This window comes from Microbacterium salsuginis, assembly GCF_012524205.1.
In the GTDB taxonomy this organism is placed as follows: Bacteria; Actinomycetota; Actinomycetes; order Actinomycetales; family Microbacteriaceae; genus Microbacterium; species Microbacterium salsuginis.
On record NZ_JABACI010000002.1, the window covers coordinates 675308 to 691191 of the forward strand.

The 15884-nt window shown below is 69.8% G+C and carries 16 protein-coding genes; 12 read left to right on the plus strand and 4 right to left on the minus strand.

Features of this window, described 5'->3' with window-relative positions; all coding sequences use genetic code 11:
* The first annotated feature begins 9 nt into the window (after window positions 1-9).
* Window positions 10-1359, plus strand: coding sequence for a PucR family transcriptional regulator (locus tag HF576_RS10125; RefSeq protein WP_168912665.1), 1350 nt, complete (start codon window positions 10-12; stop codon window positions 1357-1359).
* Here the strand turns inward: HF576_RS10125 and HF576_RS10130 are convergent.
* Together HF576_RS10130 and HF576_RS10135 are read right to left on the minus strand one after the other, a co-directional pair.
* Window positions 1356-2510: a CaiB/BaiF CoA transferase family protein gene (locus tag HF576_RS10130; protein WP_168912666.1), complete on the minus strand. Its 1155-nt coding sequence runs from the start codon at window positions 2508-2510 to the stop codon at window positions 1356-1358. The genes HF576_RS10125 and HF576_RS10130 overlap by 4 nt on opposite strands.
* On the minus strand, window positions 2507-3529 hold the full coding sequence (locus HF576_RS10135) for a LacI family DNA-binding transcriptional regulator (RefSeq protein WP_168912667.1): 1023 nt from the start codon (window positions 3527-3529) through the stop codon (window positions 2507-2509). The genes HF576_RS10130 and HF576_RS10135 overlap by 4 nt, the downstream gene beginning before the upstream one ends.
* A gap of 139 nt (window positions 3530-3668) precedes the next feature.
* Here HF576_RS10135 and HF576_RS10140 point away from each other — a divergent pair, with 139 nt between their 5' ends.
* The 10 genes from HF576_RS10140 to HF576_RS10185 are packed head-to-tail and all read left to right on the plus strand — an operon-like array spanning window position 3669 to window position 14187.
* Window positions 3669-5693, plus strand: coding sequence for a primary-amine oxidase (locus HF576_RS10140; protein WP_168912668.1), 2025 nt, complete (start codon window positions 3669-3671; stop codon window positions 5691-5693).
* Window positions 5694-5695: 2 nt separating this feature from the next.
* Window positions 5696-7309 (plus strand): ABC transporter substrate-binding protein, encoded by a 1614-nt coding sequence (locus HF576_RS10145; RefSeq protein WP_168912669.1) that lies wholly within the window; start codon window positions 5696-5698, stop codon window positions 7307-7309.
* A 1-nt stretch (window position 7310) separates the two neighbouring features.
* Window positions 7311-8276: an ABC transporter permease gene (locus HF576_RS10150; protein WP_168912670.1), complete on the plus strand. Its 966-nt coding sequence runs from the start codon at window positions 7311-7313 to the stop codon at window positions 8274-8276.
* Complete coding sequence (locus tag HF576_RS10155; RefSeq protein ID WP_240948804.1) at window positions 8273-9157, plus strand: ABC transporter permease; 885 nt, start codon at window positions 8273-8275, stop codon at window positions 9155-9157. The genes HF576_RS10150 and HF576_RS10155 overlap by 4 nt, the downstream gene beginning before the upstream one ends.
* Complete coding sequence (locus HF576_RS10160) at window positions 9154-10128, plus strand: ABC transporter ATP-binding protein (RefSeq protein ID WP_168912671.1); 975 nt, start codon at window positions 9154-9156, stop codon at window positions 10126-10128. The genes HF576_RS10155 and HF576_RS10160 overlap by 4 nt, the downstream gene beginning before the upstream one ends.
* Window positions 10125-10904 (plus strand): ATP-binding cassette domain-containing protein, encoded by a 780-nt coding sequence (locus HF576_RS10165; protein ID WP_168912672.1) that lies wholly within the window; start codon window positions 10125-10127, stop codon window positions 10902-10904. The genes HF576_RS10160 and HF576_RS10165 overlap by 4 nt, the downstream gene beginning before the upstream one ends.
* Window positions 10901-11920 (plus strand): P1 family peptidase, encoded by a 1020-nt coding sequence (locus HF576_RS10170; RefSeq protein WP_343234225.1) that lies wholly within the window; start codon window positions 10901-10903, stop codon window positions 11918-11920. The genes HF576_RS10165 and HF576_RS10170 overlap by 4 nt, the downstream gene beginning before the upstream one ends.
* Window positions 11895-12569, plus strand: a complete 675-nt coding sequence (locus tag HF576_RS10175) for an FMN-binding negative transcriptional regulator (RefSeq protein ID WP_168912673.1) — start codon at window positions 11895-11897, stop codon at window positions 12567-12569. Before HF576_RS10170 ends, HF576_RS10175 begins: the two co-directional genes overlap by 26 nt.
* Window positions 12566-13639, plus strand: a complete 1074-nt coding sequence (locus HF576_RS10180; protein ID WP_168912674.1) for a C45 family autoproteolytic acyltransferase/hydrolase — start codon at window positions 12566-12568, stop codon at window positions 13637-13639. Before HF576_RS10175 ends, HF576_RS10180 begins: the two co-directional genes overlap by 4 nt.
* Entirely contained in the window at window positions 13636-14187 is a 552-nt protein-coding gene (locus tag HF576_RS10185) for a hypothetical protein (protein ID WP_168912675.1), read from the plus strand. Before HF576_RS10180 ends, HF576_RS10185 begins: the two co-directional genes overlap by 4 nt.
* Window positions 14188-14195: 8 nt before the next feature.
* Here the strand turns inward: HF576_RS10185 and HF576_RS10190 are convergent, their stop codons facing one another.
* Entirely contained in the window at window positions 14196-14519 is a 324-nt protein-coding gene (locus HF576_RS10190) for an ArsR/SmtB family transcription factor (protein WP_205835080.1), read from the minus strand.
* Window positions 14520-14535: 16 nt separating this feature from the next.
* On the opposite strand from HF576_RS10190, the gene HF576_RS10195 reads away from it, so the two are divergent.
* Window positions 14536-15000 (plus strand): SRPBCC domain-containing protein, encoded by a 465-nt coding sequence (locus tag HF576_RS10195; RefSeq protein WP_168912677.1) that lies wholly within the window; start codon window positions 14536-14538, stop codon window positions 14998-15000.
* A gap of 89 nt (window positions 15001-15089) precedes the next feature.
* On the opposite strand, the gene HF576_RS10200 is transcribed toward HF576_RS10195, so the two are convergent.
* Window positions 15090-15848: an SDR family oxidoreductase gene (locus HF576_RS10200; RefSeq protein WP_168912678.1), complete on the minus strand. Its 759-nt coding sequence runs from the start codon at window positions 15846-15848 to the stop codon at window positions 15090-15092.
* Window positions 15849-15884 lie beyond the last annotated feature (36 nt).

Consider the following 15884-nt stretch of genomic DNA (forward strand, 5'->3'; position numbering starts at 1 on the left):
AATGTGATCATGACCACGCTCGGAGAACTCGTCGAGACCGCTGGATCGGCGCTCGTTGCGGCCGGACCGTTCGATCCGGCGCGCCAGATCACCGGGGTGCATGTCTCGGAACTCGCCGACCCCGGCCGCTACCTCGACGGTGGCGAGCTGCTGCTGAGCACCGGCATCCGCCTCACCGGCCGTGAGAGCGACGACGCGTACGTCGCGCGCTTGGCGGAGCAGCGGGTCGGCGCGCTCGGCCTGGGGCTCGGAGAGGGGTGGGATGCCGTGCCCCCGGGCTTCGCGGAGCGCTGCGCGAACGCCGGCGTGCCGCTCTTCGTCGTGCCGGACGGTGAGCCCTTCCTCGCCGTGACTCGGTCGTTCTGGCAACTGGAAGGCCGCGACGAGCGCGACGCCGTGGTGCGGGTGGGCCATACGCACACCCGTCTGGCGGAGGCGGCAGCCGGCGATGACCCGGTCCTCGACGTGGTGCGCCTGACCTCCGAGGCGGTCGGCGGCTGGGCGGCGTGGATCCCGCTCGACCGCACGGCACCGGATGCGCTGCTCCATCCGGCAAGCCTCGCGGGTCTGCTGCCCACCGTCAGGGCCGACCTCGAGCGATCACTCGAGCGCTCCGGCGTCGCCGCCGCCTCGTTCGTCGCACACGGTTCGGTCGTCGTGGCACACCCCGTCGTCGCGAACGGCCGAACGCGGGGCGCGGTCGCCGTGGGCGCAAGCCGGCCGCTCACCCGCACGGACCGGCAGCTCGTGCTCACCGCGGTCGCCGTGCTGCGCCTCACCATGCGGTCGTCGCCGGCGCCTGCGCCTGCGACGTCCGCGGCACAGTGGGTCGCTCACCTGGCCCTCGAGGGGGATGCCGCTGCGGCACGCTCGCTTGCCCGGTCGGCGGGAGTCGGGCTGCCGCTGCTGGCCCGAGTGCATGTGGGCGGGACCGACGACGCCCCGGTGGGCGACCTCGCCGTCGATCGAGACGGCGTCCGACTGACGCTCGTGGAGGCCGAGAGTCCGACCGACGGCGGGGTCGGGGTGCTCAGCGCCGCGGTCGCCCTCGATGAGGTCCCGTCCGCTGCGGCCCGCGCCCTCGCACTCTGGCGGCGCTCCCCCGGACGGCCCCTCGTGGACTCCGCGCAACGGGCAGACGACTGGGTGCGCCTACTCGAGGGATCGCCCGTTCTTCTCGCGACCACGCGCGCTCATCTGGCGTCGGGGCGGCATGCCGAACACACGGCTCGAGCGCTGGGCGTGCATCGCAACACCGTCCGACAGCGAATCGCGGCCGCCGAACAGCTGCTTGACGTGGAGCTGGCGGATCCTGACGTCTCGGCTGAGCTGTGGCTGGCGCTGCGTCAACGGCCCTAGCGGCCGCCCGCGGCGAGCCATCGCAGCACGTCATCGGTGTGCTCCCCCAGCCGCGGTGGCGCCATGGTCGGCGCCGGGATCCCCGGCGACCATGCGATCGGAGGCCGCACCTGGCGTGACACCCGACCGTCGCATGCCGTCGTCTCGCTCACCGGTTCGAGCCCCAGCCGCTCTGCGAGCGCCAGCCCGTCGCCGATCGTGTTGACGACGCCCGCTGCGACACCGACCGCGTTCAGGCGATCGGACCAGCTGAGCGCCGAGTCGGCGGCGAGCGCGCGCTCGAGAGCCGTCGCCAGCTCCTCGCGATGCGCGACGCGGTCGGAATTGCGCGCGAAGCGCGCGTCGCCGGCGAGGGCCGGCATGCCGAGCACCGCGGTCATCTTGACGAACTGCGCGTCATTGCCGCACGCGACGGCGAGTGGGCCGTCAGCGCATTCGAGCACCTCGTAGGGGGCGATCGACGGATGCCGGTTACCCAGCCGCCGCGGTTCCACCCCTGCTCCGAGCTGCGCCGACACCTGGTTCACGAGCGCGGCCTGCAGGCTCGAGAGGAGATTCACATCCACGCGCGAGCCGCGACCGGTCAGCTCGCGCCGACGCAGGGCGGCGAGGATGCCGATCACCGCGTCCTTGCCGGTGAGGACGTCGACCAGGGCCACGCCCGCCTTCATCGCCTCGCCGTCGCGGTCGCCCGTGATGTGCATAAGCCCGCCGACTGCCTGGGCGACGAAGTCGTACCCCGGAAGGTCCGCGCCGGCGCCGACGCCGAAACCGCTGACCGAGGCGTAGACCAGCCGCGGGTGGCGCTCCGACATCGCCGGCCAGTCGAACCCCAGGCGAGCGAACTGGCCGGGGCGGAAGTTCTCGATGACGACGTCGCTGTGGGCGATGATCTGGTGCGCCCGGTCGCGGTCGTCGGCGTCGGTCAGGTCCAGTTCGATCGACTCCTTGCCGCGGTTGGCCGACTCGAAGTACGTGGTCATTCCCGATGCGGCATACGGCGGCCCCCAGGCTCGCGTGTCGTCGCCAGAACCCGGTCGCTCGATCTTGATGACCCGTGCGCCGAGGTCGGCGAGCGTCATGGTCGCGAGCGGTCCGGCGAGCACGCGGGAGAAGTCCGCGACGACCACGCCGTCGAGCGGAGCCGTCATGACGCCCTCACCCGCAGCGGGTGCGCAGTGGACTCGCGGGCGACGACCGTGATCGGGAATTCGATGTCGGCCCCCGGTTCGGCGCGTCCCTCGAGGACGTCCAGCAGCAGCGCGGCACAGGCGACTCCCGACTCCCGCGGCCGCAGGTCGATCGAAGTGATCGAGGGCTGCAGATAAGGCAGCGAAGGGTGGTCGACGCACGAGACCACGGTGATGTCGTCGCCGACGATACGGCCCATTCGACCTAGCACCGCCACCACCTCGATCGCGCTCGAGTCGGGGGCGCAGATGATCACGTCGGTCTCCGGGCGCTCAGCGAGGAGGCGCTCGGTGGCTGCGCGAACCGCCGCCCACGGCGCCTCGAACTCGATCGGCGCGAGCACCGGCTGCAGCCCCCGGCTCTCGCAGCCGCGCCGGTAGCCCGCGACGAGCTGGCGGCTCCAGTCGGTGATGTCGGGCGCCACGAGCAGGGCGGGGTGGCGTGCCCCGGTGCGGTCGATCTCGTCCATGAGGCGCAGCATCCCGGCTTCGTGCGAAGACCACACGACGCCGACGGGGTCGCCTTCGACGTCGTCCGGCAGGTGCTCCTGCGTGACGATCGGGATGCCGCTCGCGAACAGCGCCGGAAGTGCCGGGTCGCCCGATAGCGGGTCGCCGATGATGAGCCCGTCGGCGCGGATCGGTCGCGAGCGGCCCGACGACAGCGAAGGACTCACGATCGTGACGTCGACGTCGTGTGCGGCCGCGTGGGTCACGATCCCGAACGAGAACGCCATGTAGTACGACGACCGCGACACGACCTCGGGAAGGACGATCCCGATCGTGCCGATCGATCCGTTCCGCAGGTGGCGCGCCGCGGTGTTGGCGGTGTAGCCCAGGTCTGCCGCCGCGGCGAGCACGGCGTCGCGAGTCGCCGGAGAGACTCGCCCGCTCCCGCTCAGGGCGTCCGACGCCGTCGTCTTGCCGACGCCGGCACGACGGGCGACATCGATCAGGCGCGCACGCCGGGGCCCTTGCATGCGGCCGATTCTAACCACACCCAGAAGACTGTAATCCGCTCGCAACAATGAGGGCCTTGCGCCGTAACACGGATTTCCCTTACCTTTGCCGGAACGTTCCGGCATCTGAGCCGGCAACGTCACCCGACTCGGAGAACCGATGACCTGCTCCTGCTCCACCGGCACTCACGTGCAGCGCTCGCGTCGCCTCGGCGACGAGTCCGGCGCACCGTTCGCAACGCTCTCGGAGGGCGAGCTGCAGGAGGCGGCCGCCATTCTCCGCCGCCACGGACGCCTGGAGGAGACACACAGGATCGCGTACATCGGCCTGGACGAGCCGGACCGGCGCGAGGTGCTCGCCGGCCGCCCCGTCGCCCGCCGTGCCCTGGTGCAGCTGCTGGATGTCGCGACGGGCCGTGCGCACGATATCTCGGTCGACCTGGACCGCGGCGACATCGCTCGCGACGAGCCGATCGACCCCGCCGTCTCAGGCCAGGTGCCGCTGCTGAAAGAGGAGCACATCCTCATCCGGGACCTGCTTGCAACCGACGAGCGGTGGCTCGCCGCGCTCGCGCTGCGCGGCATCCACGATCCCGCCACCGTCGCCCTTGCGGGGTTGTCCGCCGGACGCTTTCCGATCGAAGGCGAAGACGGCCGGCGCATGGCCCGCGTGCTCGGCCACCACCAGCCGACGCCGCAGACCATGCCGTGGGCACATCCCATCGACGGGCTGGTCGCCTACGTGGACCTCGGCGCCCGCGGCGTCACGCAGGTCATCGACACCGGCGTGGTGCCGATCCCCCAGGAGACGGCGGACTACCACGTGCCGGGGACGTTCGGCCCCGAACGGACGACGCAGAAGCCGATCGTGATCCGGCAGCCCGAAGGACCGAGCTTCTCGTTCGACGGCGACGTCGTGTCGTGGGAGAAGTGGTCGTTGCGCGTCGGATACGACATGCGCGAGGGCTTGATCCTGCACGGGATCGGTTTCGAGGATGCCGGACGCGTGCGGCCGATCGTGCACCGCGCCTCGATCGCCGAAATGCTCGTGCCGTACGGCGATCCCGGTCCCGTCCGCTTCTGGCAGAACTACTTCGACACGGGCGAGTACCTGCTCGGCCGCCTCGTCAACAGCCTCGAGCTCGGGTGCGACTGCGTCGGTGACATCACCTACCTCGACGTGCCGATCGCCGACGCACGCGGCGAGGTCAAGGTGCTCCCGAACGCGGTGTGCATCCACGAGGAGGATGCCGGGGTGCTGTGGAAGCACACCGAGCAGTTCACGGGAACGACCGACGTGCGGCGGCAGCGCCGGCTCGTGATCTCGTTCTTCGTGACCGTCGGCAACTACGACTACGGCTTCTACTGGTACCTCTACCTCGACGGCAAGATCGAGTTCGAGGCGAAGGCGACCGGACTGGTCTTTACTGCCGCCTACGACGAGCGGGCGAGCCGCTACGCCAGCGAACTGGCGCCCGGTCTCGCGGCGCCGTACCACCAGCACCTGTTCTGCGCACGCCTCGACATGGCGGTCGACGAGGGACCGGCGGTCGTCGACGAGGTGGACGTCACCACCGTCCCGATCGACGGCGACAACGCGCACGGCACGGCGATCGGCTTCCGCGCAACGCGGCTGACCAGCGAGAAGAGCGCCAGGCGACGCTCCGACGCCTCGGTGGATCGTACCTGGCGCGTCAGCAGCACCACCGCGACGAACCGCCTCGGTCGCCCCGTGTCGTATGTGCTCGCCGGCGAAGGAAAGCCCGTTCTGCTGGCGCAGCCCGACTCCGTCATCGCGTCGCGCGCCCGGTTCGCCACCGCGGACCTCTGGGTGACGGCGTACGACGTGGCCGAACGCTATCCGGCGGGCGCGGTCGTGAACCAGAGCGCCGGCGATCAGGGGCTGCCGGCGTTCGTCGCCGACGACGCCTCCCTCGACGGCGCCGATCTGGTGCTCTGGCATACCTTCGGCCTCACGCACTTCCCCCGCACCGAGGACTGGCCGATCATGCCCGTAGACACCTGCGGCTTCGTCCTCAGACCCCATGACTTCTTCGACCGGAACCCGACCCTCGATGTCCCGGCCTCCGTCGCGCCATGCTCGTGCACCCACGAGGAGCACGCGCACGCGGACGTGTCGCACCAGCACCATGAGAACCAGCACTCAGCTCGAAGGGAACACTAGAAATGCTCAAAGCAGCTCGAGCGGGAGCCGCGATCGTCGCGGTCGCCGCCCTCGCCCTCAGCGGCTGTGCCGCGGGCGCGGACACCTCGTCCACACCCCCGTCGCAAGAGGAAGCAGCACCCGGCTTCATCGCGGTCGCCGACGAGTCGTCCGACTCCGGCGGCGAACTCGTCGTGCAGGTCGACTACGACACCGCCGAAGCGAGCGGACTCGACCCGCAAGGAGCCGCGACGGCACGATCGTGGATGATCGAGGGGCTCTCGTACGAGACCCTCACAACGATCGACGAGAATCTGGCCGTGGCACCGCACCTCGCGACATCCTGGGAGACGCCCAGCGAGACCGAGTATGTCTTCACCCTCGCCGACGACGCCGTGTTCTCGAACGGCCGCGCCATGACCGCCGACGACGTGGTCGGCAGCCTGCAGCGACTGATCGACAACCCCACGACGTGGACCGGCCAGCTCGGCCCCATCGCCTCGGTGGAGAAGACCGGTGACCTGGAGGTCACGGTGACGCTCTCGGAGCCCTATGCGCCGTTCCTCGCCGCGCTCGCGAACACCCCGGCCGCCGTCCTCCCGATGGCAGAGATCGAGGCCGGCGAAGTCGACATCACCCAGGAGATGCTGGGCACCGGCCCGCTCGTGGCAACCGCGCATCGTCAAGACGAGGAGTGGACGTTCGAACCGAACGAGCACCACCCCGACGCCGGTTCGCTCGGCTTCTCGTCGCTGCGCATCGACATCGTCGGCGACGAGGCGACACGCGCCGCCGCGCTGCGCGACGGTTCCGCGGATTTCGCCGTACTGAACTCGGCGGATTCGGCAGAGCTGCTCTCCAACGCCGCCGACGTGACCGTCGCCGGCCAGAAGAACACCGACTACCACTACCTCATGATCAACTCCGTCTCGGGCGACGAGGCGCTGCAGGACGAGGCGGTCCGGTTCGCGATCAACTCGGCGATCGATCGTGATGCCATCAACGAGCTCGCATTCGGCGGTTCGACCGCCGCCTCTGGTGTCACCCCCGCGGGACTGCCCGACAGCTGTGCACCCGGCGAGCTCCCGTCCGCCGCGACGGATGCCGCCGAGGCCAAGGCCGTCATAGACGAGATCGGAGGCCTCGACCTCGACCTGCTCGTGTACACGGACGAGCCGGTGCTCGCTCAGATCGCCCAGGTGATGCAGCAGAATCTTGCCGAGATCGGCGTCACCGTGTCGATCGAGCAGCTGGATTACGCCACCTACTCCGACCGCGTGTACGGCGACCCTTCCGATTTCGACCTCGCCTTGAGCTGGTTCGCGGGCTACGCCGACCCCGCGATGGTCACCACGTGGTGGAACCCGGGAGTCGCCGGATTCTCGTCGGTGTACATGAGCGGATCCGACGAGTTGAACGAGCTCATCGCCGCCGGGTACTCGACCGAGCCGGGACAGGCGCGTGCTGATGTGTTCACCGACCTCTGCGCGCTCGCTGACGAGCAGAGCGAGATGATCCCGCTGGTGCTGCGCCCGTCGACCATCGCGTGGAACACCGCGTCGGTCAGTCCCACCCTGACCACCGACGAAGGCTACGGCGACTTCCTCCGTCACATCACCGAGTTCCGCGCGGGCTGACATGACGGTCGTCCTGTGGTCGCTCCGGCGGGTCGCCGCCGCACTCGTCACGCTCATCGGGGTGTCGGTGCTCATCTTCGCCTCCGTGCGGCTGATGCCGGGCGACTACACCGACCTCGTCCTGGGTCCGCTCGCCTCTGAGGAGCAGCGGGCCCAGGCGGTGGCCGCATCGGGCCTGGACGCGCCGATCGTCGAGCAGTACTTCCGCTGGCTGTTCGGCGTCTTCACCGGCGACCTCGGGTTCTCGTTCGTCTCGAACGTCTCGGTCTCGGAGGAGTTCGCCGCGCGGCTTCCCGTCACCGCGACGATCGCGGTGGTGACCATCGTGGCGACGCTGCTGATCGGCATCCCCCTCGGATTCGTCTCCGCCCTGCGCTCGGAGGGGTCGGCGGGAGCAGCCGGGCGGCTCGTCAGCGCGCTGGGCATAAGCATCCCGGAGTTCCTGCTCGCCGGCGTCGTGGTCTTCGCCGTCTCGACACTCGGACTGGGGATCTCGGTCGGCCAGTACGCCCCGCTCGCCGAGGACCCGGGGCGGTTCGTCGGGTCGCTCGTGCTGCCGATCGCAGTGCTGTCGATCGGCTGCGTGGCCGTCGTGGCACGCAATACGCGGGATGCCGTCATGAATGTCCTCGTGGAGCCCCACGTGCAGGCGGCCGTGGCTCGCGGCGAGACCCCGGGCTTCATCGTCCGCCACCATGTGCTGCGCAACGCCGCCGCACCGATCCTGACCGTCGTCGGATCGCTGATCGCCGTCCTGCTGGGCGGGACGGTGATCGTCGAGTTCGTCTTCAACGTCCCCGGGATGGGCTCATACCTGCAGACCGCGCTCGGCCGCCGTGACTATGCGATCATCCAGGCGGCGGTGATGCTGGCCGCCGCGGTCTTCATCGTCACGAGCCTTCTCGTCGACCTCGTCGCCAACGGACTGGATCCGCGACTGCGCCTGACCGGACGGAGTCGCCGATGACCGTCGCACCCACCGCCACCTACCGCGTCCGCGCCGCCGGCACGGCGACCCGGGGCGCCTGGCGCCGCATGGACGGGCTGATGCGGCTCGCGATCGTCGTGCTCGGGGTCATCGTGCTGGCGACCGTCCTCGCGACTCTGACGGGATGGGCCGGCTCGACCAGCGCGACGGTCGGAGGTCGCTTCGAGGCACCCTCCGTCGTCGCACCTCTGGGCACCGACAACCTGGGCCGGTCACTGCTCCCACGGATCTTCGAGGGCATCGCCACAACCCTCGTCGTGTCTCTCATCGCGGTCGTCTGCTCGGCGATCCTCAGCACGGCCATGGGATTGCTCGCCGGCTACTACGGCGGCGGGGCCAGCGAAGTGGTCATGCGCGTCGTGGACGTCCTGTACGCCTTCCCGGCGCTGGTGCTCGCGATCCTCGTGTCGGCGCTCATCGGACCCGGACGCCCCGCGGCGATCATCAGCATCATCGCCATCACGATCCCGTTGATGACGCGCGTGGTGCGCATTGCGACCCGCGCAGTCGCCGAGCGCGACTTCGTCGTGTCTGCACGCATCAGCGGCGTGCGCACGCCGGTCATCTTCGCGCGGCGCCTCCTGCCGAACATCGCAGGCACGGTCGCCGTGCAGGCGAGCTACGCGCTGTCGGTGGCGATCCTGGTCGAAGGCGGACTCAGCTTCCTGGGCTTCGGAGTGCAGGTGCCCGAGGCATCCCTCGGGCTGCTCATCCAGCAGGGAATGCTGTACATGACCCTCGCTCCCCAGCTGCTGATCGTCCCCGGCGTGATCCTCGTCGTGTCGATCCTGTGCATCAACATCATCGGCGACGGACTGCGCGACCGGTTCGAGCCTCGAGAGACGAGGTCCCTCACATGACCGCCGTACGTATCCGCGACCTCGTCCTCGAGTTCACCGGCACCACGACCGTGCGCGCGCTCGACGGCATCGATCTGGAGGTGGCCGAGGGCGCCTCGCTCGCGATCGTGGGCGAGTCCGGCTCGGGCAAGTCGACGCTGGCGTCGGTGATCGGCAGACTGCATCCGCGCTCGGCACGCATCGTGAGCGGCACGCTCGAAGTCGGGGGCGTCGACGTGCTCGCGCTCGACATCGACGGGCTTCGGCGCTACCGGCGTGACACCCTCGCCTACATCGCGCAGGACCCGATCGGTTCGCTCGACCCCACGATGCGCATCGGCAGGCAACTCCAGCTCGTCCTGCGTGCGATGGGCGAAGAAACCTCCACCCGCAGGCAGATCGAACTGCTGGACGCGATGCGCATCGCGAATTCCGAGCGCGTCATCCGCCTCTTTCCGCATCAGGTGTCGGGCGGCATGGCTCAGCGCGTCGCCATCGCGATGGCGATGTGCCGTGCTCCGAAGCTTCTGATCGCCGACGAGCCGACCGCGGCCCTGGACAGCCAAGTGCGCGAGGAGGTCGTGAGGCTGCTCTTCGAACAGGCCCGGGCGCAGGGAACGACGGTGCTCTGGCTGAGCCACGACCTGCCGGCGGTGGCCCGGTGGTGCGACGAGGTGGCGGTGATGTATGCCGGCCGCGTGGTCGAGCGGGGACCGGCGCAGGCCGTGCTCGGTCAGCCCGTGCACCCGTACTCGAGGGCCCTGGCCGCCACGGATCCTTCACGAGCTCGTCGAGGGGAACGGCTCGCCAGCATCCCTGGGGCGCCGCCCGTGCTCCACGGCGCTTCTGCGGGCTGCGCGTTCGCGCCCCGCTGCGCTGCGCGGATCGACGCCTGCACAACGACCCGGCCCGAACCCGCGGCCACGCGCCACAGCCTGTGCATCCGGACCGAGGAGATGCGGGCACAGGTTCGACTGGAGGTGAGCGCATGAGCGGTCCGGTGTCGGTTTCGGGCGCGGTGGTCGAGCTCGCCGACGTCTCGGTGACGTTCTCGTCGGGCGTCGGCCGGGCCCGTCGCGAGGTACGCGCGATGTCGGCGGTGTCGTTCGCGGTCGCGCCCGGCGAGACGCTCGGCCTGGTGGGCGAATCCGGATCGGGGAAGACGACCACGGGCGCCGTCGTGCTGGGACTTCAGCGGCCGGACTCCGGCGTGGTGCGTTTCGAGGGCGAGCCCCTGAACCGAAGCCTGCGCTCGCGCGCCGGCCGGATGCAGGCGGTGCTGCAGCATCCGCGGTGGGCGCTGGATCCCCGGTCGACGGTGGTGGAATCCGTCCTCGAACCGCTGCTCGTGCATGAACGGCGCGGCCCCCGCGTCGAGGCGCGCGCGCTGGCGATGCTCGAAGACGTCGGGCTGCCGGCTGCGTTCGGTGATCGCCGGCCGCATCAGCTCTCGGGCGGCCAGTTGCAGCGCGTGAGCATCGCGCGGGCCCTCGTCACGCATCCCGCCTTCATCGTGTTCGACGAGGCCGTCAGCGCGCTCGATGTCTCGGTGCAGGCGCAGATCCTCAATCTGATTCATGACCTCCAGCGCGAGCACTCCTTCGCCGCGCTCTTCATCTCTCACGACCTCGCGGCAGTCCGGTACATCTCGCACCGGGTCGCGGTCATGCGCGCCGGCGAGATCGTCGAGCTGGCGCCGACCGAGGTCTTCTACGAACTGCCCAGTCATCCCTATTCGCGTCAACTGTTCCAGGAGCTCTCACCGTGACCGACACCCATCGCCTCGCCCCCGTTCTGCCCATGGGCCCCCGTCACTCGAACGGCGACTTCGCGCTGGAGCCCGTGCACGGGAGCGACCGCGGGCAGGTCGACTACGACTTCCCCGGCGTCCTCGTCGGAACCGCGGAGTACGCCGAGGGACCGACCGGAGCGACCGTGCTGTGGCTGCCGGAGGGTGCGCGCACCTTCGTCGACCGGCGGGGTGGAGCCGTCGGCGCGAGCGGCCTGTACGGCTTCAACCACGCAATCTGCCTCGCCGGCGGCTCGGTCTACGGCCTGTCTGCGGTGGCGGGCGTCTCAGAGGCGCTCTTCGAGCGGGTCGATCACCGCTCCGGCTTCGACCAGCTCCAGCTGGTGTCGGGCGCGATCATCTACGACTACTCGGTGCGCGACAACTCCGTCTTCCCCGACGCCGCGCTCGGCAAGGCCGCGCTCTCCGCCGCGCGGCCCGGTGTCATCGAGGTGGGCCGCGTCGGCGGCGGCGCTTCGGCATCCTCAGGAAAGGTGGATGCCGCACGCGTTGAGTTCACCGGTCAGGGCGCCGCGTTCCGCCAGGTGGGCGACGTCAAGGTGCTCGTGGTGACTGTGCTCAACCCCTATGGGGTGATCCTGGACAGGGACGGCCGGATCGTCCGCGGCAATTACGATGCGTCCAGCGGCGAGCGCCGGCATCCGGCCATCGACTACGAGGCGGCGATCGGAGAGTCGCGCCTCGTCGACTCCATGGCCGGCAACACCACGATCACGGCCGTCGTGACGAACGTCCGGCTGAGCGACGTCGAGCTCAAGCAGTTCGGCCTGCAGGTTCACAGCTCGATGCATCGTGGCATCCAGCCCTTCCACACCCCCCTCGACGGCGACACTCTCTTCGCACTCACGACCGACGAGGTGTCGCTGCCGGAGGATCCGGCGACGCCGCGCGGCCGGCTGTCCCTGAACTCCACGGCCGTGGCCACACTCGCCGGCGAGACCGCGTGGGATGCCATCCTCTGCGCGGCGGGCTGAGCGCGTGTACGAGTTCGAGAAGTACCGCGCGCCGTCGCAGCACGAGGTGCACGATCTGGTGCGCAATAACCCGTTCGCGCTCATCGTGTCCAACGGCGGCGGCGCGGAGGGAGCACCGACCGTCACGCATGCACCGGTCATCATCGAGCGGATGCCGCCGCGAGGCGACTTCGTCGGCGCTGAGCTGCTGGGCCATATCGCCCGGAAGAACCCGCAGTGGCACCAGCTGACGGACGGCGACCCGGTGCTGCTGGTGTTCTCAGGTCCGCACGGCTACGTCTCGCCCACGACCTACGCCGACGACCCGAATGTGCCGACGTGGGATTACGCCGCCGTGCATCTGACGGCTCACGTGACGGTGCTGGACGACCGTGGCGACGGGATGCACGTCGTCACCCGGACGGTGGAGGAGCTCGAGAAGCTCGAGGCCACGCCATGGGACATGACAACGTCGCTGCCCACGTTCGAGCGCATCGTCGGGGGCATCGTGTCGTTCCGCTTCGAGGTGATCGAGCAGCGTGCCGTGTTCAAGGTGAGCCAGGACAAGCCGAAGGACGTCCGTGACAAGGTGGCGGCAGCGGCCAGGGCTCGGAGCTGCCCTCACGGCGACGTGGCTGCGCTCGTCGAGCGCATCGGAGGAGACACATGATCGTGCACGGGTGGACGGCGCTCGGTGATGACAGCCTTGATGAAGGCCGCAGGTTCGGAGCCGCGTGGGCGCCGCAGCTGACGGGAGCGCTCGCGTCCTACCTCGAGCTGTTCCACCAGTCGGGGGTCTCGCGCCCCGTCGCGACCGAGATTGCCGAGGGTTGTCGTGAGGCGACAGAGCAGCACGCCCCGGCAGTGGCCGCCGAGTTCCGTGGCACGGCGGAAGGGAGCGGGTTGTCCGTCCGGGACGTATACCTCCTGGCGTCTCGGACCGAGGTGCTGGCGCGGATGGCGCCGTCGATGGAGTGCTCGACGATCGTGCACGTCCCCTCCGACGGTGGCGGCCCACGCACGCTGCAGACGTGGGACTGGCACCAGACGCTCTCGAACGAGACCGTGGTGCGGCGATTCCGCGCGCCGTCCGGCGCGCGGATCGCGACATTCTGCGAGTTCGGTCAGCCTGCCAAGATCGGCGTGAACGACCGAGGGCTCGGCCTGCACTTCAACATCCTGCATCACCGCTCCGACGGCACCCGGACCGGAATCCCTGTGCACGTCCTCGCGCGAATGATCCTCGAGGACGCCCGTACCGTCGACGAGGCCGTCTCGATCGCCGAGAGCGTGCCTCTTGCCGCCTCGAGCGTGTTCACGGTGGCGGCGCTTCACGACGGCGCTGCCGAGGCGGCAGCCATCGAGGTCGCCCCCGCCGCCGTCGCCGTCATAGCGGCGCAGCCGGGGCACACGCTCGCACACACGAACCACTTCCTCGATCCGGCTCTCGCTGCCGGTGAGTTCTCGCCCTACGAGACGACGAGCGTTCCACGGTACGACTGCCTCGTCGACGCGGCCGACCTCGCGCGGATCCCGGACCACCACGAGCGGGCGATGGCATTCGGCGCCATCCGCGACGCACCGATCTCCGTCCGCCCGCGCGCGGATCAGCCAGCCCATCTGCGCTGGGAGAGCAAGCTGACCGTGGCGCTCGACGTGGTGGATGGCGCACTCGAGTACGCGGCCGCGGCACCGGCCGACCTCGCCGACGCGACCTGGGTACGCGTCAGCGCCGCGTGAGCGAGCTCCTGCACGCCGGCGCGCTCCTGCCTGCGGTCCTGGGCACGGGCGCGCTCGTGCGCGACCGTCGTCTGCGGCCCGTACCGGAGGTCGTCGCGTCGATTCTCATGCTGGTCGGGATGGCCGACGCGATGCTGTGGCACGTTGTCGCCCCCGTGTACTGGAGCGCCGCGCTCGTCGTCGTGGCTCTGGGGCTCGTCGTGGGACGGCGTCGCGGCCCGCTCGCGCGCGGTCGCTCGACCCCTGCACGCGACGTCGGGGCGCACGTCGCTCTCACCGCACACGTTGCACTCGGACTCGTGGTCATGGCCGCTCTGCTCGTGGCCGGCGCGACCAGCGCACCCCCAGCATCCACCGTCGACGGCCACTGTCACTCATGCGGGGGTGGTGTCGACGGCATTCGCCTCATGACGCTCGCGCTCTGCGCAGGCTACGTGCTCCTCACCGAGTGGTGCAGCCGCTCGGCGCGGCACCGGTCCGGCGGACGCCTCCACTACTGGATGATGGCGGTCTCCGCCGTGACGATGGGCGCGATGACGCTCGCCTGACTTCCGCCTCAGTCCCCCAGCCGGTCGAGCAGGTCGACGGCCGCGCGCGCGTACTCGCCGATCCAGCGGTCGTGGATGCGCTTGATCGGCAGGGGCGAGAGCGAGAGGTGACGCTCGCGGCCGATTCTGCGTCCTGAGACGAGCTCGGCGCTCTCGAGCACCCGCAGGTGCTGCAGCACTGTGGTGCGATCCACTTCGGGGAACCGCGCACACAGCGCCCCCGTGGTCAGCGGCTCCTCTTTGAGCGCGTCCAGCATGTGGCGACGCAAAGGTGACGCGAGGGCTTTGAACACCGCATCATCGTCAGGCCCCTTGCCTTCAGCATCCGTCATGTTATAAAAATACAACATGTCGAACGAACTGAACGCTCTGTCTTTCACCGTGTCGGGGCGGGTCGCCCGTCCGGTCGCACAGGTCTACGAGGCCGTCGCCGACCCCGACCAGCTGTCGAAGTACTTCACCACCGGCGGGGCGCGTGGCCGCCTCGAGCCGGGCGCCGACGTCACGTGGGACTTCGCCGACTTTCCTGGCCGGTTCCCCGTGACCGTGGTCGAAGCCGACCCACCCCGCAAGCTCGTCATCCGCTGGGAGGGTCGCTCCGCTCTCGAGAGCGAGACGACCACGACCTTCGAGTTCGAGCCGATCGACGGCGACTCCCGCACCCTCGTCACGATCACCGAGTCCGCCTGGCAGCTCACGCCCGACGGCGCGAAGAACGCCTTCGGCAACTGCGAGGGCTGGACCGGGATGCTGAACGCACTCAAGGCCTGGGTCGAGCACGGCGTCAACCTGCGGGAGGGCTTCTACGCCTGACATCCGACGCGCATGTGGCCGGCACGCGTCACCGGCGGCCGTCCGAAGACGACCGCCGGTGACATTGCCTGATCAGTCGACCGGTCTGGTCAGCTGCGCGGCGGGTTGACGGGCAGCCACTCCTCGAGCGTCGTCTCGAAGACCTGCGCGCCGTCGACGGGCATGAGCGTGCGCTCGTCGATGCGGGCACCGAAGTAGGGGGCCTCGGGGTCGGTCACGATCTCGCGCGGGTCACCGCGGAAGGAAAGACCGCGACGCACCAGCTCGTCCAGACCCATCACCTCGGGTCCCGCGATCTCGATGTCGGCGTTCAGCGGGGCGCCCGCAGCCGTGCGGGCGACAGCCGTCGCGACGTCCTCCGCGGCGATCGGCTGCATGAGGCCCGGCGACAGGTGGATCGCCTCGTCCTTGGCCGACACTGCCGCGATGCCGCTGATGAACTCGAAGAACTGCGTCGCATGCACGATCGAGTACGGGATTCCCGATTCGCGGATGAGCTTCTCCTGCGCGGCCTTCGCGTGGAAGTAGGCGATGTTCTGCGGACGGTTCGTGCCGACCACCGTCAGCGCGACGTGGTGCCCGACACCGGCCTCGCGCTCGGCGGCGATGAGATTGCCGGTCGAGGTCGTGAAGAACTCCATGACGGCATCCGGCTCGAACGAGGGCGAGTTCGACACGTCGACGACGACGTCGGCGCCCTGCAGCACCTCTTTCACGCCCTCGCCGGTGAGCGTGTTCACACCCGAGTTGGGCGACGCGGCGATCGCCTCGTGGCCGTGCTCGGTGAGCTTCGCGACGACCTTCGAGCCGATGAGTCCGGTGCCGCCGATGACGATGATCTTTGCCATGATGTGCCTTTCGTGTCACGAGCGCGGGAGGTGGAG

What these genes read in the sequence shown, in the direction of transcription:
- HF576_RS10125 (WP_168912665.1), top strand. Translation starts at nt 10, where the DNA reads ATGACCACGCTCGGAGAACTCGTCGAGACCGCTGGATCGGCGCTCGTT.
- HF576_RS10130 (WP_168912666.1), bottom strand. Translation starts at nt 2,510, where the DNA reads ATGACGGCTCCGCTCGACGGCGTGGTCGTCGCGGACTTCTCCCGCGTG.
- HF576_RS10135 (WP_168912667.1), bottom strand. Translation starts at nt 3,529, where the DNA reads ATGCAAGGGCCCCGGCGTGCGCGCCTGATCGATGTCGCCCGTCGTGCC.
- HF576_RS10140 (WP_168912668.1), top strand. Translation starts at nt 3,669, where the DNA reads ATGACCTGCTCCTGCTCCACCGGCACTCACGTGCAGCGCTCGCGTCGC.
- HF576_RS10145 (WP_168912669.1), top strand. Translation starts at nt 5,696, where the DNA reads ATGCTCAAAGCAGCTCGAGCGGGAGCCGCGATCGTCGCGGTCGCCGCC.
- HF576_RS10150 (WP_168912670.1), top strand. Translation starts at nt 7,311, where the DNA reads ATGACGGTCGTCCTGTGGTCGCTCCGGCGGGTCGCCGCCGCACTCGTC.
- HF576_RS10155 (WP_240948804.1), top strand. Translation starts at nt 8,273, where the DNA reads ATGACCGTCGCACCCACCGCCACCTACCGCGTCCGCGCCGCCGGCACG.
- HF576_RS10160 (WP_168912671.1), top strand. Translation starts at nt 9,154, where the DNA reads ATGACCGCCGTACGTATCCGCGACCTCGTCCTCGAGTTCACCGGCACC.
- HF576_RS10165 (WP_168912672.1), top strand. Translation starts at nt 10,125, where the DNA reads ATGAGCGGTCCGGTGTCGGTTTCGGGCGCGGTGGTCGAGCTCGCCGAC.
- HF576_RS10175 (WP_168912673.1), top strand. Translation starts at nt 11,895, where the DNA reads ATGCCATCCTCTGCGCGGCGGGCTGAGCGCGTGTACGAGTTCGAGAAG.
- HF576_RS10180 (WP_168912674.1), top strand. Translation starts at nt 12,566, where the DNA reads ATGATCGTGCACGGGTGGACGGCGCTCGGTGATGACAGCCTTGATGAA.
- HF576_RS10190 (WP_205835080.1), bottom strand. Translation starts at nt 14,519, where the DNA reads ATGACGGATGCTGAAGGCAAGGGGCCTGACGATGATGCGGTGTTCAAA.
- HF576_RS10195 (WP_168912677.1), top strand. Translation starts at nt 14,536, where the DNA reads ATGTCGAACGAACTGAACGCTCTGTCTTTCACCGTGTCGGGGCGGGTC.
- HF576_RS10200 (WP_168912678.1), bottom strand. Translation starts at nt 15,848, where the DNA reads ATGGCAAAGATCATCGTCATCGGCGGCACCGGACTCATCGGCTCGAAG.